We start from the raw sequence: 20,520 nt of genomic DNA, 5'->3' as shown, positions 1-20,520 counted from the left end.
GAGTAGTAGCTACGCGAAAACGGACAAAAAGGACCTTTGGCCCGGGGTGGAGGGGACTGTCGGCGGGCTGTCCCGAAGGGTGGGTCGAGAGCAGGTTTAGCAAGGGATGTGCGGGCCTGAAGTGGGGTTAAACCCTGTTTTCCGGGCCAAAGGGACAAGATCCCTTGCCGAATGTCCGGGGTGTCAAGGTTCGGGAAGTTTGGGGATGAAGTACTACTTCACACCGTAGATGGGGGGTTTGAGTGCGGCCGGGGGCGCGGGTTACCAATGAATGGCCAACACGGCGGCAGGCAGTTCGCCGGAGTGGTTGCTCAGTCCCTTGTCCCCGTCTCCACGAGGTATTCATGTCGAAGCGCGTCACGTCCCGCAAGTCCCTTACGTCCATGGTCCGCACTCGGGCGGCCGTTCTGACCGTCGGTCTGGGAGCCTCGGTCGTGCTGGGCGCAGGGGTCGCGACCGCCGCCGAAACGGGCGTCAGCACCAGCGCCAACGTCACCGCGGCCAACGCCGTTCACACCCAGGCCGCCGCTCAGGCCAAGGCCGCCGCCGCGAAGAAGACGGCCGCCACCAAGGCGGCTGTCGCCAAGAAGGCCGCGGCGAAGAAGAAGGCCGCCTCCTGGGTCGACCCGGTCGCGAAGTACTCCCTGTCCGCCAGCTTCAACCAGGCCGGCGGCATGTGGGCCCACAAGCACTCCGGCCAGGACTTCGCCGTGCCGACGGGCACCAACGTCATGGCCGCCCACGGCGGCACCGTCGTCAAGGCGGGCGGCAACGGCGCCGGTGACGGTCCGGCGTACGGCAACGCCGTCGTCATCAAGCACGCCAACGGCACGTACTCGCAGTACGCCCACCTGTCGCGCGTCGACGTGCACGTCGGTCAGGTCGTCTCCACCGGTCAGCACATAGCCCTTTCCGGCAACACCGGTAACTCCAGCGGCCCGCACCTGCACTTCGAGATCCGTACGACCCCCAACTACGGTTCGGCCGTCAACCCCGTGGCGTTCCTTCACACCATGGGCGTCAAGGTCTGACCCGCCCGCGCCGGTGATCCGGCGCGCGGCCCCGGCGTGCGGTGCCGGAGAGCGGAACCAGAAGCGGAGCCCCGCTGCCGGAGACGGCAGCGGGGCTCCGCTCGCGTGCGAGGGGGGCGGCACCAGGAAACTCCGCGCGCCGGAACCGCCCTGGGCGGCCTGTCGTTCGGATCGCGCGGCGGGACGCGGGCCGCCTGATCCGCACGGCGGACCCTAGGAGGTTCCGGCTCCGCCCCCGTGGGCCCGGGTCACCAGGTCGATCGCGACCTCCAGGACGGCCTTGCGCTTGTCCTCGGGGTCGCCTTCGACCTCCTTGAGCACGAACATTCCGGCGTGCATCGTGAAGAGCGCGCTGATGCAGCGGACCTGGTCGGTCAGCGGTGCCTCGGGCTCCTTGATGATCTCCAGCATGCTGATCATGCGGTCCTTGAAGGTCTCGCCGATGCTCAGCTCGCGGACCGTCGCCTGGTTCTCCTGCATGAAGCGGAAGAGCGGGGACGCGCCGCCGAGTGCCTCGCTGTAGCGGCGCAGCACCTCCTGCTTGGTCTCCAGACTGTGCGGCTGCTGCCTGCCCCACTCGATCAGTTCGTCGAGCGGTCGCGTCAGATCCTGGAAGAGGCTGATCAGGATCTCTTCCTTGGTCTTGAAGTGGTAGTACAGCGCGGCTTTGGTGACATCGAGGTGCTCGGCGATCTCACGCAGCGAGGTCTTCTCGTAGCCGTGCTCGGAGAAGAGTTCGAGAGCTACGTCCTGGATGCGCTGCCGGGTGTCGCCCCGGCGCTGCCGCTTGATGCCGTCCATGGTGCCGCCCATCCTCGTACTCCTCGCGCTCCCTGGAAACTTACCTGTCGACCGGCTGGTAAAACTAGTGTTGCTTACTTGACGCCCGGCTAGTTGCGAAGCTATTTTCCTGAGTGTAGTTAACTTGCCGGTCGGCAAGTAAGTAGCCGGACGGCGGCAGAAGTACTCAGGGGAGTGGAAGCGATGGCGGACAGGACGAAAGCGGCCGAACCGGCCGTGGAACAGACCGGGAAACCGGCCGAGGGCGAGAAGCGGCAGCGCAGCGTGCGCGTGGTCCTGCTCGCGCTGATGCTCACGATGATGCTGGCGATGCTCGACAACATGATCGTCGGCACGGCCATGCCGACCATCGTGGGTGAGCTCGGCGGACTCGAACACCTTTCCTGGGTCGTGACGGCGTACACCCTCGCCACCGCGGCCTCCACCCCGATCTGGGGCAAGGTCGGCGACATGTACGGGCGCAAGGGCGCCTTCATGTCGTCGATCGTGATCTTCCTGATCGGCTCCGCGCTGAGCGGCATGGCCCAGAACATGGGCGAGCTGATCGGATTCCGGGCCGTCCAGGGTCTCGGCGCCGGCGGTCTCATGGTCGGCGTCATGGCGATCATCGGTGACCTGATCCCGCCCCGTGAGCGCGGCAAGTACCAGGGCATGATGGCCGGCATCATGGCGCTGGCGATGATCGGCGGTCCGCTGATCGGCGGCACCATCACCGACAACTGGGGCTGGCGCTGGTCCTTCTACATCAACCTGCCGCTCGGCGCGATCGCGCTCGCCGCGATCAGCATCGTCCTGCACCTGCCGAAGAAGCGGTCCGAGACGCGCATCGACTACCTCGGTGCCGTGCTGCTGACCATCGGCATCACCTCCATCGTCCTCGTCACCACCTGGGGCGGCACGGAGTACGCCTGGTCGTCCGCGCGGATCATGGAGCTCATCGGCCTCGGTGTCGCCGCGCTGGTCGGGTTCGTCTTCTGGCAGACCAAGGCCGCCGAGCCGATCCTGCCGCTGCACATCTTCCGCAGCCGCAACTTCACCCTGATGTCGATCATCGGCTTCGTCACCGGCTTCGCCATGTTCGGCGCCACGCTGTTCCTGCCGCTGTACCAGCAGGCGGTGCAGGGCGCGTCCGCGACCAACTCCGGTCTGCTGCTGCTGCCCATGCTGGGCGCGATGCTCGTGACGTCGATGGTCGCCGGCCGGGTCACCACCGCCACCGGCCGCTACAAGATCTTCCCCGTCCTCGGCGGTGTGCTGATGGTGATCGGCCTCTACCTGCTGTCGACGATGGACACGGACACCACCCGTTTCATGTCCGGCGTCTACATGGCCGTCCTCGGCCTGGGCATGGGCTGCCTGATGCAGGTCACCATGCTGGTGGCGCAGAACAGCGTGGAGATGAAGGACATGGGCGTCGCGTCCTCCTCCTCCACCCTGTTCCGTACGCTCGGCTCGTCGTTCGGTGTCGCCGTCATGGGCGCGCTGTTCAACAACCGCGTCAAGGACGTCATGGCCGAGAAGGCCGGCGCACTGGGCTCGAAGATCACCGAGCAGTCCCCGCAGCTGGACGCGGCGAGCCTGGCGAAGCTGCCGGCGGCGGCGCGCGAGGCCTACCAGCACGCGGTGTCGGCCGGTACGCACTCGGCCTTCCTGCTGGGCGCGTCGGTGGCCGTGATCGTGATGATCTCGTCGGTGTTCGTCAAGGAGGTCGCCCTCAAGGGAGCGGGCGCGCCCAAGCCCGGCGAGGGCGGCGCGCCGGACGAGGCACCCCAGGTCCAGCTCGCCGAGCCGGTCTGACCTGATCGCGGGGCCGGCCCTCCCGGCCCCTGGACTCCTCGCACCGAAGGCCCCCGGCGTTGTCCGCCCCGGGGGCCTTCCGCTGTGCCCGGTGACGGCCGGACCGAGGCGGCGAGGACAGACCCGGCCGGGGCCGCCTACTTCCCGGACGCCGGCAGCATCGGATAGCTCCCCGTGTTCGTCGGCGCGTGCTCCGGCAGCCACAGCACCGCGACCGCGCCCTCGGCGGGCACGCCCTCCGGGGCCCCGGCGGGCCGTACGTTGCGGAAGGTCAGCCGTGCGCCGAGCACCCGGGCCTGGCCGGCGGCGATGGTGAGGCCCAGTCCGTGGCCGTCGCCCGCACGGTCGGTGCTGCCGGTGCGGAAGCGGCTCGGCCCCTCGGCGAGGAGCTTCTCGGGGAAACCGGGGCCGTGGTCGCGGACGCGGATGACCCGGCCCTCGACGGTGACCTCGATCGGCGGCCTGCCGTGCCGGGCCGCGTTCGCCAGGAGGTTGAGCAGGACGCGCTCCAGACGGCGCGGGTCCGTCGTGACCTCCGACTCGTGCACCACCCGCACCTCGACGTCCGCGCCCTTGGCGGCGATCCGCCGGGCCACGAACTCGCCGAGCATGAGGTCCTGCAACTCGGCCCGCTCGGAGGCCCCGTCGAGCCGGGCGACCTCCAGGACGTCCTCGACGAGCGTGCGCATGGCCTGCGCGCGGTCCCGTACGAGCTCGGTGGGGCGGCCGGGCGGCAGGAGCTCGGCCGCCGTGAGCAGCCCGGTCACCGGGGTGCGCAGTTCATGGGCGATGTCGGCCGTCACCCGGCGCTCGGCCTCGATGCGCTGCTGGAGCGCGTCGGCCATGGCGTCCACGGCCCGTGCCAGGTCGTCGGTCTCGTCGAGCACGACACCGCCGATCGCGTCCCGCACCCGGACGTCCGGTTCCCCCTTGGCGACCCGGTTCGCCGCGGCCGCCGCCTTGCGCAGCCGGCGCGACAACTGGCCGCCGATCAGCACACCGAGCGCGCTGCCGCCGAAGACGACCGCGATGGAGCCGATGATCAGCGCCTGGTCGAGGTCCTTCATCACGTCCGCGTTGCGGTCCGTGAACCGCTCGTGCCAGGACAGCACCTGGCCGTTCCTGAGCGGTACGGCGGCCCAGATGTCCGGCGCGCCGTTCGAGCTGTCCGAGACGTAGGTCGCCCGCCGTCCCTCCGAGACCTTCACCAGCAGGTCCGACGGAATGGAGGGATCGTCTATCTTCGCCCCGAACGGCGGCGGCCGGCCCGGCCCGTACATGCGCTCGGCGAGCTGGATGCGCTCGTCGGCGAGGTCGCGCGAGTTGTCCAGCATCGAGACGCGGGCCGCGTTGTGGACGACCAGGCTCAGCGCCACGGCGACCAGCGCGCCGACCAGGGCGATCGCGGTGCTGAGCTTCCAGCGGATGCCCGTACGGATGCTCGTACCCGAATCCGTGCCCCGGTCTATCCCGATGCCGATGCCCCGGCCCCGGCCGGCGACCGCGCCGGGCCTCCCGCCCCCGCCCCCGCCGAGAACCTCTCCCCGGCCGGCACCTGACCCGGCACCGGCCTTCTCGCGTGAACCCGTGCCCACTCCGACCCCCGCCTCCGCACGTCCGCCCGGAACCGGTCCCCGCCCCGCGGCCGGAGGGTTCCCCGCAGCAGCGGAACGCTGAAATATCCCCCGCATGGTGTGCTCAGGCCTTCAACTTGTAGCCGAAGCCGCGGACCGTCTCGATACGGTCCTGGCCGATCTTCGTACGCAGCCGCTGCACATGGACGTCGACCACCCGGGTGTCCCCGCCCCAGCCGTAGTCCCACACCCGCTCCAGCAGCTTGTCGCGGCTCAGCACCGTCCCCGGCGCGGACGAGAACTCCAGGAGCAGCCGCATCTCGGTGGGCGTCAGCGCCACCGGCGTACCGCCCCGGGTCACCTCCATGCCCTCGGTGTCGACCTCCAGCTCACCGAAGACGAGCACCCCGCCCTCCACCGGAGCGGTCCCCTCGCCCGCGCCGCCGCTCGCGTGCCCGAAGCGGCGCAGCACCGCGCGGATACGGGCGACCAGCACGGCACCGTCGAAGGGCTTGGTCACGTAGTCGTCGGCGCCGGCCTCCAGGCCGAGCACGATGTCGATCGAGTCGGCGCGCGCCGACAGCATGATGACCGGAACGGTCGACTCGTCGCGGATACGGCGGCACAGCGACACACCGTCGAGCCCGGGGACCATCACGTCCAGCAGGGCGATGTCGGGACGGTCGGCGCGGAACGCCTCCAGACCCGAGAGCCCGTCGGGCATGGCCGTGACCGCGAAGCCGTCGCGCTCCAGGGCGAGTTGTGTGGCCTCGCGGATGACGTCGTCGTCCTCGACGAACAGGACGTGGGTCTGCTCTGCCATCCGGCTGCTCCGCCCGCTCTCAGTTCGCGTCCGGGGCGGGCGAAACGGAGCCGCCCACCGCGTTGCTGTAGTCGTTGTGGATCCTGGACTGTTCGACGAAGCGTGTCGAGGACCAGCCGTAGGTGATCACTTCCTCGCTGGACGGGTACGACACCGGGTCGCCCTTCTCGTACAGCTGCTGGGTGACCACCAGATCGCCCCGGTCGATCTCGGCGTAGACCGGAGGCTCTTCGGCCATGAAGACGTTCTGGTACCGGCCGTTCTGCTCGTGATAGACGTAGCTGCCGACACCCACGGCGTCGGCGCAGGTCATCACGTTGATCACTATGTCGTTCGCGGAGCCGCCGGTCAGGTCCCCGTACGACACGTCGACCGGGTACTCGTCGGCGACGCACGGCTTCAGGTCGCGCTTGACCGCCGCGCTGACCGCCGGATCGTCCTTGACGAGCTTGACCGCGTCCACGCGCCGGGGGGCGGCCTTGGCCGGCGAGCCGGAGACGACCGGCTTGATACCGCCCTTGGCGACCGTGTCGCTGCCCGCCGGACCCTCGTCGCGCGCACCGGTGCCGCCGGTCGCGCACGCGGTCACGAAAAGGCCGAGGGCGGCGAGCCCGGCCGCCGCCGAACTCCCCGCCTTCAGGGCCGTTCTGCCCCGGACTCCTAGGCCGCGCAACGCTCCCGCTCCTCACGTTCGAGCGCGCGGGCGTCCAGGTCGCGGCTCTCCAGCTCCTCGCGGAGCCGGGCCAGCGCCCGGTGCAGCGTGCTCTTGACCGTTCCGGCCGACATGCCGAGCGCGGCGGCCGTCTCCTCCGTGGACATCTGCTCCCAGTGTCGCAGCACCACGACACTGCGCTGCTTGGGTGCCAGCACCTTCATGATGTCCATCAGCAGCGCACGGTCCGCGTGCTGTTCGGTGGCGTCCTCCACGCACGCGTCCGGCAGTTGCTCGGTGGGCACCTCCTCGAGCTTGCGGGCCCGCCACCACTCGGTACGCGTATTGATCATCACGCGGCGCAGATAGGCGTCGGCGAGACGCTTGTCCGCGATGCCGTCCCAGCGGCCGTACGTCCGCACGAGCGCGGTCTGGAGCAGGTCCTGGGCGTCGACCGGGTCGGGGACCAGACGGCGGGCACTGCGCAGCAGCGCGTCCTGCCGGGTTCGGACGTACTCCTCGAATTCGAGCACCTCACCCTGCGCCATGATCAACCGCCTCCGTCCCCGTTTCCGGCCCGCGTGCTGCCGGTTCTCCGTCGCCTGCGAACCGCCGCTGCCGTGCCGCCGGTCGGGCGGCACTCGCTGCGGTACGGCACTGAAGCTACGGAGCCGTTGTCACGGGGTTGTCCGAGACAGCCTGCGGCCAGCACTCGGCTGTCCGTCGGTTGTGTAACGGCTATGGAAACGGGGTAGGAGAATGGGGCCCTATTGCCCGGTTGATCCGGTTGTGGCGTCTGTTCTAGGTGAGGGGCAACCGATACAGACCGCCGGGGAGCGGCTCGACCAGTCCGTCGGCGACGAGTCCGTCGAGCGCGCGGCCCCGCTGCACCGGCTCGTCCCACACCCGGTCCAGCGCGGTCTGGGGAACCGGCACATGCGCCTCCCGCAGGACGGCCAGCAGCTTGCCGCGCACCTGGCGGTCGGTGCCCGCGTACGTCTGCCCCTTGCGCGGCGGTCCGTCGTGCTCCGGCTTGCCGGCCAGCCGCCAGGCGCACTGCGCGGCGATCGGGCAGCGGTGGCACGCCTCGTTCCGCGCCGTGCAGATCAGCGCGCCGAGTTCCATGGAGGCGGCGGCCCAGCGCGCCGCCGTGCTCTCGCTCTCGGGCAGCAGGGCGCGGGCGAGCTTGCGCTCGGCGGCCGTGGTGGCGTTCGGCGGGTACTGCACGCCGGTGACGGCTCGGGCGAAGACCCTGCGGACGTTCGTGTCCAGGACGGGATGGCGCTGGCCGTACGCGAACGACGCGACCGCCGCCGCCGTGTACTCCCCGATGCCGGGCAGCGCCAGCAACTGCGCGTGATCGGTCGGTACGTCGCCGCCGTGCCGTTCCGCTATGGCCACCGCGGCGCCGTGCAGACGCAGGGCGCGGCGCGGATAGCCGAGCCGTCCCCAGGCCCGGACCGCCTCTCCGGGCGCGTCCTTCGCCAGGTCGGCGGGGCGCGGCCAGCGGGCCAGCCACTGCTCGTAGACGGGCAGGACACGGTTGACGGGGGTCTGCTGGAGCATGAACTCGCTGACCATCACCGCCCAGGGGCCGACATCGGGATGCCGCCAGGGCAGATCGCGGGCGTGCTCGTCGAACCAGGCGATGACGGGGGTGTGGAGGTCCTCGCCGGTGGCGTTCCGGGTGGGCCCGGTGGGCTTGGTGGGTGCAGTCATGGCAATGTCGATCCTGCCATGCGGCGGTGAGGATGCGGGGACGACGCCGGGGCGGGCGGTGGTGAAAGACCGCACCCGGCGGCCGTCACGGCGCCGGGACGGATGTCCGCCGGGATGATGATCCGGAAAAGTTGGTACCGGGGCGGCGGGTGGGGCCTGTGGCGCGGCCGATCTCTCGTAGAGTTTGCGCCGTGGGATCTCTGCGCAATCCGGTCGGGCCGCTACCCTCCACCATCTACTGGCGTCGGAGGGCCGTTCTGCTGTCCGTACTAGGGCTGTTGGCGCTTCTGACGGTCTGGGTGGTCGGCACCGGAGGCGGGGGCGGCAACAACACCGCCGGCGGGTCCAACGGCAAGAATCCCGCTTCCTCGATCACGCCGGGACCCTCCGGTTCGGGCCCCGCGATCAGCCAACACCCGGGCGGCCGCGACGAGTCGAGCGGTAGCGGTGACGGCGGCGGGAGCGGGAGCGGTGACGGCGGCGCGTCGGGCGGCGGTTCCGGGGGCGGCTCGGGCGACGGTTCGGGCGACGGCTCCACGGGATCCGGCGAGAGTGCCGGCGGCGGTTCCGGCGGCGGGTCCGAGAACGGCGGCGAGGCGGCCGACCGGCTTCCGGCCGGTTCCACCGTCCCCAACTGCACCCCGGGCAACGTCAAGTTGACGCTCAAGAGCGTGCGCAACACCTACGCGCCCGGAGAGCAGCCCGAGATCGAGCTCATCGCCAAGAACACCTCGGGCAGCGACTGCAAGGTCGATCTCGGCCCGAAGAGCGCGGTTCTGACGATCACTCAGGCGGGTGGCGACGAGGACATCTGGGCCTCGGACGACTGCCCGAAGGACGCCGCGGGCATCCTCTTCCGCGTGCCGGCCGGCGGCCAGACCGTCCACACGGTGAAGTGGGACCGCAGGCCCGGCGCCCCCGAGTGCGCCACGCCCCCTTCGGGTTCGGCTCCCGCGGGCACCTACCTCGTCGAGGCGAAGGCACCGGGGCTGGCGAAGGCGCAGACGTCGTTCGTCCTGTCCAAGGACTGAGCACCCTCGGTCCCGAGCGGAGTGCACCCCGGCGGCCCCGGGGTCACGGATTCCCCGACGAGCACTCCTGGTGCCCCGACAGGCGAAGCCCGCCCCGTTGTGCGGGGCGCGGATGCGCGTGCCCTGCCCCGCGTCCCGCCGCATGATCCAGACGACAAGCCCTAGACGTAGCGCTCCAGGATCGACGACTCCGCGAGACGGGACAGGCCCTCGCGGACACTGCGGGCCCGGGCCTCGCCCACGCCGTCGACCGTCTGGAGGTCGTCCACGCTCGCGGCGAGCAGCTTCTGGAGACCGCCGAAGTGCTCCACGAGCCGGTCGATGATCGCGCCGGGCAGCCGCGGCACCTTGGCGAGGAGACGGAACCCGCGCGGAGAGACCGCGGAGTCGAGCGCCTCGGGGGAGCCGGTGTAGCCCAACGCCTTGGCCACCGTGGACAGTTCGAGGAGTTCGGCATGGCTGAGCGCGTCCAGCTCGGACAGCGCCTCGTCGACCGTGCGGGAACGCTTGGCGGTCGGCTCGGGCACGTAGTCCCGGACGACCAGCTCACGGTCGGGCTCGACGCCGGCGATCAGCTCGTCGAGCTGGAGGGTCAGCAGCCGCCCGTCCGTGCCCAGTTCCACCACGTACTCGGCGATCTCGGTGGCGATACGGCGCACCATCTCCAGACGCTGGGCGACCGCGGAGACGTCCCGGACCGTGACGAGGTCCTCGATCTCCAGCGCCGACAGCGTGCCCGCGACCTCGTCGAGGCGGAGCTTGTAGCGCTCCAGGGTGGCGAGGGCCTGGTTCGCACGGGAGAGGATCGCGGCGGAGTCCTCCAGGACGCGGCGCTGACCGCCGACGTACAGGGCGATCAGACGCATCGACTGGGAGACCGACACGATGGGGTAGCCGACCTGCTTGCTCACCCGGTCCGCGGTGCGGTGCCGCGTGCCCGTCTCCTCCGTGGGGATCGTCGGGTCGGGCACCAGCTGCACGCCCGCCCGAAGGATCTTGGTGATGTCCTTGTCGAGCACGATGCCGCCGTCGAGCTTGCACAGTTCACGCAGACGGGTCGCGGTGAACTCGACGTCCAGGACGAAACCGCCCGTGCACATGGCTTCGACGGTCTTGTCGGAGCCGAGCACGATGAGTCCGCCCGTGTTGCCGCGGAGGATCCGTTCAAGCCCGTCGCGCAGTGCCGTACCGGGTGCCACGGCGCTGAGTGCGGCGCGCATCAGGCCATCGGCGCCGGAGCTCCCGCCGGACTTTCCGGGAGCTGCTGCCCGGTCGTTGGCTGCCACTGCACTCCTCCGGTCGCGGGTTTCCGGTCGCGCTCGGTTCGTACGGACGGGCGAGACCAGGGCAAAGTCTACCGGCGCTGCTCCTCGTCCCGTGGGGCCTCTCTGCGACGCGAGCGCGGAAGGACACTCAGAGCCGCGCCGATGTCGGCCACTTCCAGGACCTTCATGCCGGCGGGAACCTTGCCCGGATCGGTCGGTACGAGGGCGTGGGTGAAGCCCAGACGGTGGGCCTCGGCCAGCCGTCGCTGGACGCCCGTGACCCGTCTGACCTCGCCCGCGAGCCCCACCTCGCCGATCGCCACGAGGTTCTTCGGCAGCGGGACGTCACTGGCGGCGGACGCCAGGGCGAGCGCGACGGCGAGGTCCGCGGCGGGCTCGGTGAGCTTCACACCGCCGACCGTCGCCGAGTAGATGTCCCGCTTCCCGAGAGCGCTGATCCGGCCGCGCTGCTCCAGGACGGCGAGCATCATCGAGACGCGGGAGGTCTCCAGACCGGAGGTCGTACGGCGCGGGGAGGGGATCTGGGAGTCCACGGTGAGCGCCTGGACCTCGGCGACCAGCGGACGGCGGCCTTCGAGGGTGACGGTCAGACAGGTGCCCGGGACGGGCTCGGCACGGCGCGTCAGGAAGAGCCCCGACGGGTCGGTGAGCCCCGTGATGCCCTCGTCGTGCAGCTCGAAGCAGCCGACCTCGTCCGTCGTGCCGTAGCGGTTCTTGACCCCTCGGACGAGCCTCAGGCGCGCGTGCCGGTCGCCCTCGAAGGACAGGACGACGTCCACGAGGTGTTCGAGCAGCCGGGGGCCGGCGATCGCGCCGTCCTTGGTGACATGGCCCACGAGCAGGGTGGACATGCCGCGCTCCTTGGAGGCGCGGATGAGCGCGCCCGCCACCTCCCGGACCTGGGCCATGCCGCCGGGCGCGCCGTCGATCTCCGGGGAGGCGATGGTCTGGACGGAGTCCAGGATGAGCAGCGACGGCTTCACCGCGTCCAGATGACCGAGGACGGCCGACAGATCGGTCTCCGCGGCGAGATAGAGGTGGTCGTCGATCGCCTTGATGCGGTCCGCGCGCAGCCGCACCTGGCTGGCCGACTCCTCGCCCGTCACATACAGGGTGCGGTGTTCGTCACTCGCCGACTTCGCCGCCACGTCCAGCAGGAGGGTGGACTTGCCGACGCCGGGCTCGCCCGCGACGAGGACGACGGCTCCGGGCACGAGACCGCCGCCGAGGACACGGTCCAGCTCGGGCACGCCGGTGCTGCGGGCGGTGGCCTGACGGCCGTCGACCTGCCCGATGGGCACCGCGGACGTGGTGACCCGGCCCGGTGCCGTCGTACGGACAGCGGGCGCTCCGTACTCCTCGACCGTCCCCCATGCCTGGCATTCGGCGCAGCGGCCGAGCCATTTGGCCGTCTGCCAGCCGCACTCGGTGCAGCGGTAGGACGGCCGGTCCTTCGCGGATTTCGTACGGGCAGCCATGACCGAACCGTAGCCGTAGCCACTGACAACGCGGCACGCGACGGTACGACCGCACCCGCGCCCGGGCTCGGACCCCCGCTTCCGGACCTTCGTGACAGGGCCCCGTTCCTCGGGGAAAGCGCGGCGCGGGCCCCCGTTCCCACCCCCGTGCCCCGTTCCCACCCCCGCGCGACCGGGCCCGCGAGGGCCCGTGGCCGTCCCATCTGCCATGGACTGCCATAGCCGCCGGTGACGGCCCAGGCCAGGGGTCGAGGGTTCCTGTCCCCTTATGAGGGATCGTTTCACCCGTACGGATTAAATGTGCTCAAGGGGGAGGAAGGGGCCGGGCCCGGGCACCTACGGTCGCACGGGTGATGAGCAGCAGTCCGGAGACCTCCACGCACACCACCGGCGCACACCGGGCGCACGGAGCCGCGCGCAAGCGGGCGGCCGTGCCCCGTGGCGCGACCCCCCACACCCTGGTCCGGCGTCCCCCCGCGCGTTACGAGCCCTACCTGGACGGCCTGTTCACCTACTGCCTGTCCGTCCTGTGCGACCACGACGCGGCCACCGCCGCCCTGGGGGACGCCCTGGCGCTCGCCGAGCGGCGCGGCCCGCGCGGACCGGAGGCGGCCGGCGACCGCAGGGCCTGGCTCTACGCGCTCGCCCGCTGGTCCTGTCTGCGCAAGCTCACCGAAGCCCGGCGCAAGCGCCAGGCCGCGCACGCCTCCGGGCGGCAGGCGCTTCGCAGGGGCGGCCTCCAAGGACCCGCGGGCGGACCCCGTGACGGGGCCGTCCTCGACGCGGCGCACAAGGCCGCCGCCGACCGGCGCGCGGCCGAGGCGGTGAGTGCCGCTCCGGTGTCCGAGGAGGTCCAGGACCACCGCCGTCGCGAACTCTCCCTGCTGGCCTGGCCGGAGGCCGCCGGGACCACCCCCGAACAGCGCGAGGCGCTCGAACTCGCGGTGCGCCACCAGCTCGCCGCCCGCGAGGTCGCCGCCGTCCTCGGCATGGACCTGGTCGTGGCGCGCGAACTGCTCGCCTCCGCCGCCTGCGAGGTCGAACGCACCCGGGCGGCCCTGGCCGTCGTGGAGACCGGCGCCTGCCCGAGCGTCGCCCGGCTCACCGGAGACAGCCGGCTGGTGCTGAGCACCACCCTGCGCGGCGAGCTCGTCCGGCACGTCGACGACTGCCCGCGCTGCCGCCGCACCGCCGAACGCGCCGCCCCCGGCGCCTGGCCCGGCACGAGCGTCACGCCCGCGGCGCTTCCCGTGCTCCAGGCCCCGCACGCGGCCCTGCGCACCGCGATGGCGCACGCCCCCCGCGCGCGGAGCAGCGCCCCGCGCTTCGACCGGCGCGGCTTTCCGATGGACCCCAAGGACCACGCCGCCCGAAGAGACCGCCTCCGCGCGCGGGCCGTCACGACGACGATCGTCGCCACCGTCGTCGCCGCGCCCGTTCTCGCCCTCTGGGCCGCCTACCGGGGCGCGCCCCTGACCGGTGAGGGCGTGGACGGCCGTCCGGCCAGCACGAGCGAGGCCCAGGACCCCGAGGGTCTGGACGGCGGGCGGGCGGGCGGCTACGAGAACGCCGGGAACGCCAGCGCGGGACCCGGCTCCCGCGTCACCAAGGGCGACTCCTCGGACGTCTCCGTCGAGGTCGTCAGCGCCCGCGGAACGGCTCCCGGACACCTGGCGGTGACGGCCGGAACCAGCGGGGACACGACGCTGGTCACGCTGACCGCGTCCGGCAGCTCCCCCGTCCGCTGGTCCGCGCGCACCGGCGCTGCCTGGCTCTACCTCAGCCGTTCCTCGGGGACGCTCGAACCGGGCGAGTCGATGACGGTCAAGGTGTACGTCGACCACCTCCGCGAGCCGGCGGGCCACTGGACCGCGCGGGTGGCGATCGCCCCGGCGGGCGCGGTGGTCACGATCACCGGGTACGGGAAGGCGGGCTCGTCCGCCCACCCCGGCGGGAAACCGGACCCCACCGCGAGCACCCCGACCCCCTCGGGACCGGGTTCCACCCCGGCCGCGACCCCCAGCCAGGACCCGTCCCCGACCCCGGCGGACCCGACGCCGACGGCCACCGCCACCGAGACGTCCTCCCCGGACCCGGGAACCTCTTCGGCGCCGCCGGGGGAGGGCGGCGACCCGGGAACGGGCACGCCGTAGCGCCCGGACCCGCCGGTCGTACGGCCCGGCGGACACAGCCCACCGGATCCGCGGGATGCCCGGCCCGCCGGATCCGCGGGTCGGTCAGTCCACCGGATCCGCGGGATGCGGTGCCAGCAGCGGAAGCTGCGAGGCCAGCCGCTCCTCGCAGAGCTGGACCAGGCGGTCGTACCCCGCCTCGCCCATCAGCTCGATCAGCTCCGGACGGTACGAGACGTACACCGGGTCGCCGGCGCCGTGTGCCGAGGTCGCCGACGTGCACCACCAGTGCAGGTCGTGGCCGCCCGGTCCCCAGCCACGGCGGTCGTACTCGCCGATGGACACCTGGAGCACCCGGGTGTCGTCGGGCCGGTCGATCCACTCGTACGTGCGACGCACCGGGAGCTGCCAGCAGACGTCCGGCTTGGTCTCCAGCGGCTCGCGCCCCTCCTTGACGGCCAGGATGTGCAGCGAGCAGCCCGCGCCGCCGGCGAAGCCGGGACGGTTCTGGAAGATGCAGGAGCCCTCGTACGGGCGGGTCTGGCGGTCGCCGTCCTCGTCCTTGGACACCCAGCCCGTCTCCGTGCCCACGTCATGGTGCTGCCAGATCTCCGGCGTGAGCCGGGCCACGTGCCCGGCCACCCGCTTCTCGTCGTCCTCGTCGGAGAAGTGGGCGCCCAGCGTGCAGCAGCCGTCGTCGGCGCGGCCCGCCTGGATGCCCTGGCAGCCGCTCCCGAAGATGCAGTTCCACCGCGAGGTCAGCCAGGTCAGATCGCACCGGAAGACCTGCTCGTCATCGGCGGGGTCGGGGAACTCCACCCACGCGCGAGCGAAGTCGAGCCCCTTCTCGTCGCCCTTCTTCACGGGCTTCCTGGACTTGGCGGCCTTCGCTTGCGCGGAGCCCGTGGCCGATTTGTCGGACTTCGCCTTTTTCGTCTTTGGCACGGGTCCAGGGTAAGTCGCTCACGCCCGCTCCGGGGACGCCCCGGCCGCCGCCCGGAGATCACCGTTCGACGTGGGCTTACGCCCCGCCCCTCGTGTTTCGCCGTGTGGGCAGTAGCGTTCCGCACATGAGACTCGGTGTCCTCGACGTGGGATCGAACACGGTGCATCTGCTGGTGGTGGACGCGCACCCCGGCGCCCGGCCGCTGCCCGCCCACTCGCACAAGGCGGATTTGCGGCTTGCCCAACTGCTCGACGAGAGCGGGGCGATCGGCCCCGAAGGTGTCGACAAGCTGATCGAGACGGTCCAGGACGCCCTGGAGGCCGCCGAGGACAAGGGCGTCGAGGCTCTGCTGCCCTTCGCGACGTCGGCCGTGCGCGAGGCCAGCAACGCCGACGAGGTTCTCGCCCGGGTGCAGGCCGAGACCGATGTCGAGCTCCAGGTCCTCACCGGCGCCGAGGAGGCGCGGCTCACCTTCCTGGCGGCCCGCCGCTGGTTCGGCTGGTCCGCGGGCAAGCTGCTCGGTCTCGACATCGGCGGCGGCTCCCTGGAGATCGCGTACGGCATGGACGAGGAGCCGGACGCGGCGGTGTCGCTGCCGCTCGGTGCCGGCCGGCTGACCGCGGGCTGGCTGCCCACCGACCCGGCGGACCCGGCGGCCGTGCGGGCGCTGCGCCGGCATGTGCGGGCCCAGATCGCCCGGACGGTCGGGGAGTTCAGCCGCTTCGGAGCCCCGGACCACGTGGTCGCCACCTCCAAGACGTTCAAGCAGCTCGCCCGCATCGCCGGTGCCGCCCGCTCCACCGACGGCCTGTACGTCCAGCGCGAGCTCAAGCGCCGCTCGCTGGAGGACTGGGTCCCCCGCCTCGCGTCCATGACGGCCGACGAACGGGCCGAGCTGCCGGGCGTCTCTCCGGGCCGCTCCGGCCAGCTCCTCGCCGGCGCCCTGGTCGCCGAGGCCGCCATGGACCTCTTCGGCGTCGAAACCCTGGAGATCTGCCCCTGGGCCCTGCGCGAGGGCGTCATCCTGCGCCGCCTGGACCAGATGGCCTCGGAGTGACAAGGAGGGCCGCGCCCGCCCGGCGCCGTGGAACGCCCTGAGGGCCAGGCGCCCTGAAGGGGCGCGGGGAACGGCGCGCCCAGCCCGGCACGAGGGGCGGCCGCCGACGGCCCCGCCCCCACGGCGATGGGGCGCCCAAGCGCGGTGCCGTGGAACGCCCTGAGGGCCAGTCGCCCTGAAGGGGCGCGGGGAACGGCGCGCCCAGCCCCCCCCCCGCAAGGGGAGCCCGCCCACCGGCACAGACCCCGACGGCGACGAGGCACCCCCCAGAACGCCCGGCAAGGGCCGTGGCATCGATCACAAGCACGCCCCGCCCAGAGCCCCCACCCCCACCCGCCGGGAGCCGAACCCCACCCCCGGCCGGAGGCCGCAGCGTCCCAGGCCGGCAGGGACGTACGCCCCCGGGCGGCAGGCCCGGGAAAGCCCCACCGGGGCCGAACAGGTGCCCCTCGGCCAAGCCCGCCACCCCCGCCCAACCGCCGGAGGCACCCCGTACGCTGTCCCTCGTGGCAGAACCAGTCGTGCGGATCCCGGATGCGAAGGTCGCGCTGTCCACGGCGTCCGTGTACCCGGAGTCGACGGCGACGGCCTTCGAGATCGCCGCGCGCCTCGGCTACGACGGCGTCGAGGTCATGGTGTGGACCGACCCCGTCAGTCAGGACATCGACGCGCTGCGCCGCCTCAGCGACTACCACCGGATGCCGATCCTCGCCGTCCACGCACCCTGTCTGCTGATCACCCAGCGCGTCTGGTCCACCGACCCGTGGACCAAGCTCCAGCGCGCGAAGGCGGCCGCCGAGAAGCTCGGCGCGAGCACCGTCGTGGTCCACCCCCCGTTCCGCTGGCAGCGTCAGTACTCCCGTGACTTCGTCACCGGAATCTGGCGCATGGCCGACGAGACGGACGTGCGATTCGCCGTCGAGAACATGTACCCGTGGCGCTACCGCGACCGCGAGATGCTCGCGTACGCCCCCGACTGGGACGTGACGAAGGACGACTACCGGCACTTCACGATCGACCTCAGCCACACGGCGACCGCCCGCACCGACGCCCTCCAGATGATCGACCGGATGGGCGACCGCCTCGGACACGTCCACCTCGCCGACGGCAACGGGTCCAACAAGGACGAGCACCTGGTCCCCGGCCGCGGCACGCAGCCCTGCGCCGAACTCCTGGACCGCCTCGCGCTCTCCGGCTTCGACGGCCATGTGGTCATCGAGGTCAACACCCGCCGCGCGATGTCCAGCGCCGAACGCGAGGCCGACCTCGCCGAGGCCCTCGCCTTCACCCGGCTCCACCTCGCCTCGGCCGTGAAGGTGCCCCGCGGATGACGGACGCCGCCCCGCGCCGCGGCCGGGGACGCCCCACCCGTACACAGACCGAGGCGGGCCCCGCCACCCGTGACCGCATCCTGGAGGCGGCCCGCGAGGAGTTCTCCGAGCGCGGGTACGAGAAGACGTCGATCCGCGGCATCGCCAGGTCCGCCGGCGTGGACTCGGCCCTCGTGCACCACTACTTCGGCACCAAGGAACAGGTCTTCGAGGCGGCCGTCGAGGGAGCCATGGCCCCCGCGCTCGGCGCCCCCGACATGATCGTCGAGGGCCCTCTCGACGGCGTCGGGGAACGCCTGACCCGCTTCTTCCTCGGTGTCTGGGAGAACCCCACGAGCCGCACCCCGCTGCTGGCGATCGTCCGCTCGGCGGTGAACAACGACACCGCGGCCGCCGTCTTCCGCCGCCTCGTCGCAGCCCAGCTGCTGCGCCGCGTCGCGGCCCGGCTCGACGTCCCGGACGCGGAGCTGCGCGTGGAGCTGGCGGCGGCCCAGCTGGTCGGGGTCGCCATGCTCCGCCATGTGATCAAGGTGGAGCCGCTGGCCTCGGTGGACCTGGAGCGCATCGTGGACAGAGTGGCGCCCGTGGTGCAGGGACACCTGACGAACCCATGAGCGAGCGGAACCGCCGACGAGGCGGCTCCACCCCGTCGGTACGTCGCTGACGTGCTGGTACGCCATGCGAAGGTGGCCGCTGTTCGAGACGTACGTTCCGGGATACGGACGGCCTGTCCGGATCCTGGAGCACCGGCGTACGCTCGACTTCAGTCATAACCCTCCTCATGCCTCCCCGAAGGAGCGAGCGACGATGCCCGAGCTGAGGTCCCGCACAGTCACCCACGGCCGCAACATGGCGGGCGCACGCGCCCTTATGCGCGCCTCCGGTGTACCCGGCGCGGACATCGGACGGAAGCCGATCATCGCGGTCGCCAACTCCTTCACGGAGTTCGTGCCGGGGCACACCCACCTCCAGCCCGTCGGCCGGATCGTCAGCGAGGCCATCACGGCCGCCGGCGGCATCGCCCGCGAGTTCAACACGATCGCCGTCGACGACGGCATCGCGATGGGCCACGGCGGCATGCTGTACTCGCTGCCCTCCCGCGACCTGATCGCCGACTCGGTGGAGTACATGGTCGAGGCGCACTGCGCCGACGCCCTGATCTGCATCTCGAACTGCGACAAGATCACGCCCGGCATGCTCATGGCCGCCCTGCGCCTGAACATCCCGACGGTCTTCGTCTCCGGCGGTCCCATGGAGTCCGGCCGCGCCACCCTGGTCGACGGCACGGTCCGCACCCTCGACCTGGTCGACGCGATCTCCGACGCCGTGAACGACAAGATCTCGGACGAGGACATCCTCCGTATCGAGGAGAACGCCTGTCCGACCTGCGGCTCCTGTTCCGGCATGTTCACCGCCAACTCGATGAACTGCCTGACCGAGGCCATCGGCCTGAGCCTGCCCGGCAACGGCTCGGTCCTCGCCACCCACACCGCCCGCAAGGGCCTGTACGAGGACGCGGCCCGCACGGTCGTCGACATCACGCGCCGCTACTACGACCAGGACGACGAGTCGGTCCTGCCGCGCAACATCGCCACCCACGCGGCCTTCGAGAACGCCATGGCCCTCGACATCGCCATGGGCGGCTCCACCAACACGATCCTGCACCTGCTGGCCGCCGCCCAGGAGGCGGGCGTCCCCTTCGGCCTGGACGAGATCAACGAGGTCTCGCGCCGGGTGCCGTGCCTCGCCAAGGTCGCCCCGAACGTCGCCAAGGACCGCACGTACTACATGGAGGACGTGCACCGCGCCGGCGGCATCCCCGCCCTCCTCGGCGAACTGCACCGCGCGGGCCTGCTCAACGAGGACGTCCACTCCGTCCACAGCCCGTCCCTGTCCGACTGGCTGAAGACCTGGGACGTGCGCGCCGGCTCCCCGTCCCCCGAGGCGGTCGAGCTCTGGTACGCCGCCCCCGGCGGCGTCCGCTCCTCCGAGGCCTTCTCGCAGTCCGAGCGCTGGGCGGCCCTCGACGAGGACGCCGAGGGCGGCTGCATCCGCTCCGCCGAGCACGCCTACTCCCAGGACGGCGGCCTCGCGGTCCTCAAGGGCAACCTCGCCGTCGACGGCTGCGTCGTGAAGACGGCCGGCGTCGACGAGTCCATCTGGACCTTCGAGGGTCCCGCGGTCGTCTGCGAGTCCCAGGACGAGGCCGTCGACAAGATCCTCAAGAAGGAGATCACGCACGGCGACGTCGTGGTCATCCGCTACGAGGGTCCCAAGGGTGGCCCCGGTATGCAGGAGATGCTCTACCCGACCTCGTTCCTCAAGGGCCGCGGCCTCGGCAAGACCTGCGCACTGATCACCGACGGCCGCTTCTCCGGCGGGACTTCGGGCCTGTCGATCGGTCACGCGTCCCCGGAGGCGGCGTCCGGCGGCACCATCGCGCTCGTCCGCGACGGCGACCGCATCCGCATCGACATCCCGAACCGCTCGATCGAACTGCTCGTGTCCGACGAGGAGTTGGCCACCCGCCGCGACGCCCTGAACGGCGTCTACGCCCCCGCGAACCGCGAGCGCAAGGTCTCGGCCGCCCTGCGCGCGTACGCCGCGATGGCGACGAGCGCGGACAAGGGCGCGGTGCGCGACGTCTCGAAGCTGGGCTGACCTCGACGGAGGCCGGGCCGGCTCCGAAGCCGGGCCGGCTTGCGACGAGCCGGGCCGTTTTCGAGCCGGGCAGGGCTTCGAAGCCCTGCCTCGGCAGCCCGTGACCGGCAGCCCGTGACCGGCAGCCCGTGACCGGCAGCCCGTGACCGGCAGCCCGTGACCGGCAGCCCGTGACCGGCAGCCCGTGACCGGCAGCCCGTG

Annotated in this window: 17 protein-coding genes; 8 read left to right on the top strand and 9 right to left on the bottom strand. The window is 71.7% G+C overall.

Annotation, left to right across the window (positions count from 1 at the left end; all coding sequences use genetic code 11):
* Positions 1–344: 344 nt before the first annotated feature.
* A complete protein-coding gene (locus ACFYW9_RS11110) occupies positions 345–1,031 on the top strand; it encodes a M23 family metallopeptidase (protein ID WP_389147697.1) in 687 nt (228 codons plus the stop codon).
* Positions 1,032–1,244: 213 nt separating this feature from the next.
* On the opposite strand, the gene ACFYW9_RS11105 is transcribed toward ACFYW9_RS11110, so the two are convergent.
* Positions 1,245–1,844, bottom strand: coding sequence for a TetR/AcrR family transcriptional regulator (locus ACFYW9_RS11105; RefSeq protein WP_389147694.1), 600 nt, complete (start codon positions 1,842–1,844; stop codon positions 1,245–1,247).
* A gap of 171 nt (positions 1,845–2,015) precedes the next feature.
* Between ACFYW9_RS11105 and ACFYW9_RS11100 the strand changes: the two genes are divergently transcribed.
* Positions 2,016–3,629, top strand: a complete 1,614-nt coding sequence (locus ACFYW9_RS11100) for an MDR family MFS transporter (protein WP_389147691.1) — start codon at positions 2,016–2,018, stop codon at positions 3,627–3,629.
* Between the two features lie 137 nt (positions 3,630–3,766).
* Here ACFYW9_RS11100 and cseC read toward each other — a convergent pair whose 3' ends face one another.
* The 5 genes from cseC to ACFYW9_RS11075 all read right to left on the bottom strand — a co-directional run bounded on the left by cseC (position 3,767) and on the right by ACFYW9_RS11075 (position 8,397).
* A complete protein-coding gene (gene cseC, locus ACFYW9_RS11095) occupies positions 3,767–5,320 on the bottom strand; it encodes a two-component system sensor histidine kinase CseC (RefSeq protein ID WP_389147686.1) in 1,554 nt (517 codons plus the stop codon).
* A 7-nt stretch (positions 5,321–5,327) separates the two neighbouring features.
* Complete coding sequence (gene cseB / locus ACFYW9_RS11090; protein ID WP_389147683.1) at positions 5,328–6,026, bottom strand: two-component system response regulator CseB; 699 nt, start codon at positions 6,024–6,026, stop codon at positions 5,328–5,330.
* A gap of 19 nt (positions 6,027–6,045) precedes the next feature.
* Entirely contained in the window at positions 6,046–6,699 is a 654-nt protein-coding gene (locus ACFYW9_RS11085; protein WP_351866151.1) for a hypothetical protein, read from the bottom strand.
* A complete protein-coding gene (locus ACFYW9_RS11080; protein WP_328449706.1) occupies positions 6,687–7,226 on the bottom strand; it encodes a SigE family RNA polymerase sigma factor in 540 nt (179 codons plus the stop codon). The genes ACFYW9_RS11085 and ACFYW9_RS11080 overlap by 13 nt, the downstream gene beginning before the upstream one ends.
* A gap of 253 nt (positions 7,227–7,479) precedes the next feature.
* A complete protein-coding gene (locus ACFYW9_RS11075) occupies positions 7,480–8,397 on the bottom strand; it encodes an A/G-specific adenine glycosylase (protein ID WP_389147678.1) in 918 nt (305 codons plus the stop codon).
* A 191-nt stretch (positions 8,398–8,588) separates the two neighbouring features.
* Here ACFYW9_RS11075 and ACFYW9_RS11070 point away from each other — a divergent pair, with 191 nt between their 5' ends.
* The gene (locus ACFYW9_RS11070) at positions 8,589–9,428 is read left to right on the top strand and encodes a hypothetical protein (protein ID WP_389147675.1); all 840 of its coding nucleotides are present in this window, start codon (positions 8,589–8,591) and stop codon (positions 9,426–9,428) included.
* A gap of 161 nt (positions 9,429–9,589) precedes the next feature.
* Here the strand turns inward: ACFYW9_RS11070 and disA are convergent, their stop codons facing one another.
* Positions 9,590–10,714, bottom strand: a complete 1,125-nt coding sequence (gene disA, locus ACFYW9_RS11065) for a DNA integrity scanning diadenylate cyclase DisA (RefSeq protein ID WP_328670696.1) — start codon at positions 10,712–10,714, stop codon at positions 9,590–9,592.
* A 68-nt stretch (positions 10,715–10,782) separates the two neighbouring features.
* Positions 10,783–12,192: a DNA repair protein RadA gene (radA, locus tag ACFYW9_RS11060; protein WP_351866145.1), complete on the bottom strand. Its 1,410-nt coding sequence runs from the start codon at positions 12,190–12,192 to the stop codon at positions 10,783–10,785.
* Positions 12,193–12,545: 353 nt separating this feature from the next.
* Here radA and ACFYW9_RS11055 point away from each other — a divergent pair, with 353 nt between their 5' ends.
* A complete protein-coding gene (locus ACFYW9_RS11055) occupies positions 12,546–14,345 on the top strand; it encodes a hypothetical protein (protein WP_389147670.1) in 1,800 nt (599 codons plus the stop codon).
* An 84-nt stretch (positions 14,346–14,429) separates the two neighbouring features.
* On the opposite strand, the gene ACFYW9_RS11050 is transcribed toward ACFYW9_RS11055, so the two are convergent.
* Positions 14,430–15,269, bottom strand: coding sequence for a hypothetical protein (locus ACFYW9_RS11050; RefSeq protein WP_351866139.1), 840 nt, complete (start codon positions 15,267–15,269; stop codon positions 14,430–14,432).
* Positions 15,270–15,394: 125 nt separating this feature from the next.
* Between ACFYW9_RS11050 and ACFYW9_RS11045 the strand changes: the two genes are divergently transcribed.
* The 4 genes from ACFYW9_RS11045 (at position 15,395) to ilvD (ending at position 20,319) form a co-directional block, all read left to right on the top strand.
* Positions 15,395–16,327, top strand: coding sequence for a Ppx/GppA phosphatase family protein (locus tag ACFYW9_RS11045; protein ID WP_328449698.1), 933 nt, complete (start codon positions 15,395–15,397; stop codon positions 16,325–16,327).
* 506 nt (positions 16,328–16,833) lie between these two features.
* Positions 16,834–17,658, top strand: coding sequence for a sugar phosphate isomerase/epimerase (locus tag ACFYW9_RS11040; RefSeq protein WP_261704640.1), 825 nt, complete (start codon positions 16,834–16,836; stop codon positions 17,656–17,658).
* On the top strand, positions 17,655–18,272 hold the full coding sequence (locus ACFYW9_RS11035; protein ID WP_351866136.1) for a TetR family transcriptional regulator: 618 nt from the start codon (positions 17,655–17,657) through the stop codon (positions 18,270–18,272). The genes ACFYW9_RS11040 and ACFYW9_RS11035 overlap by 4 nt, the downstream gene beginning before the upstream one ends.
* Positions 18,273–18,465: 193 nt before the next feature.
* Complete coding sequence (gene ilvD, locus ACFYW9_RS11030; protein WP_389147664.1) at positions 18,466–20,319, top strand: dihydroxy-acid dehydratase; 1,854 nt, start codon at positions 18,466–18,468, stop codon at positions 20,317–20,319.
* Positions 20,320–20,520 lie beyond the last annotated feature (201 nt).

It is taken from the genome of Streptomyces sp. NPDC002698 (assembly GCF_042888945.1).
Taxonomy (GTDB): Bacteria; Actinomycetota; Actinomycetes; order Streptomycetales; family Streptomycetaceae; genus Streptomyces.
Note: the sequence above shows the minus strand (reverse complement) of the source record. Positions and strands in the feature narration are given on the sequence as shown.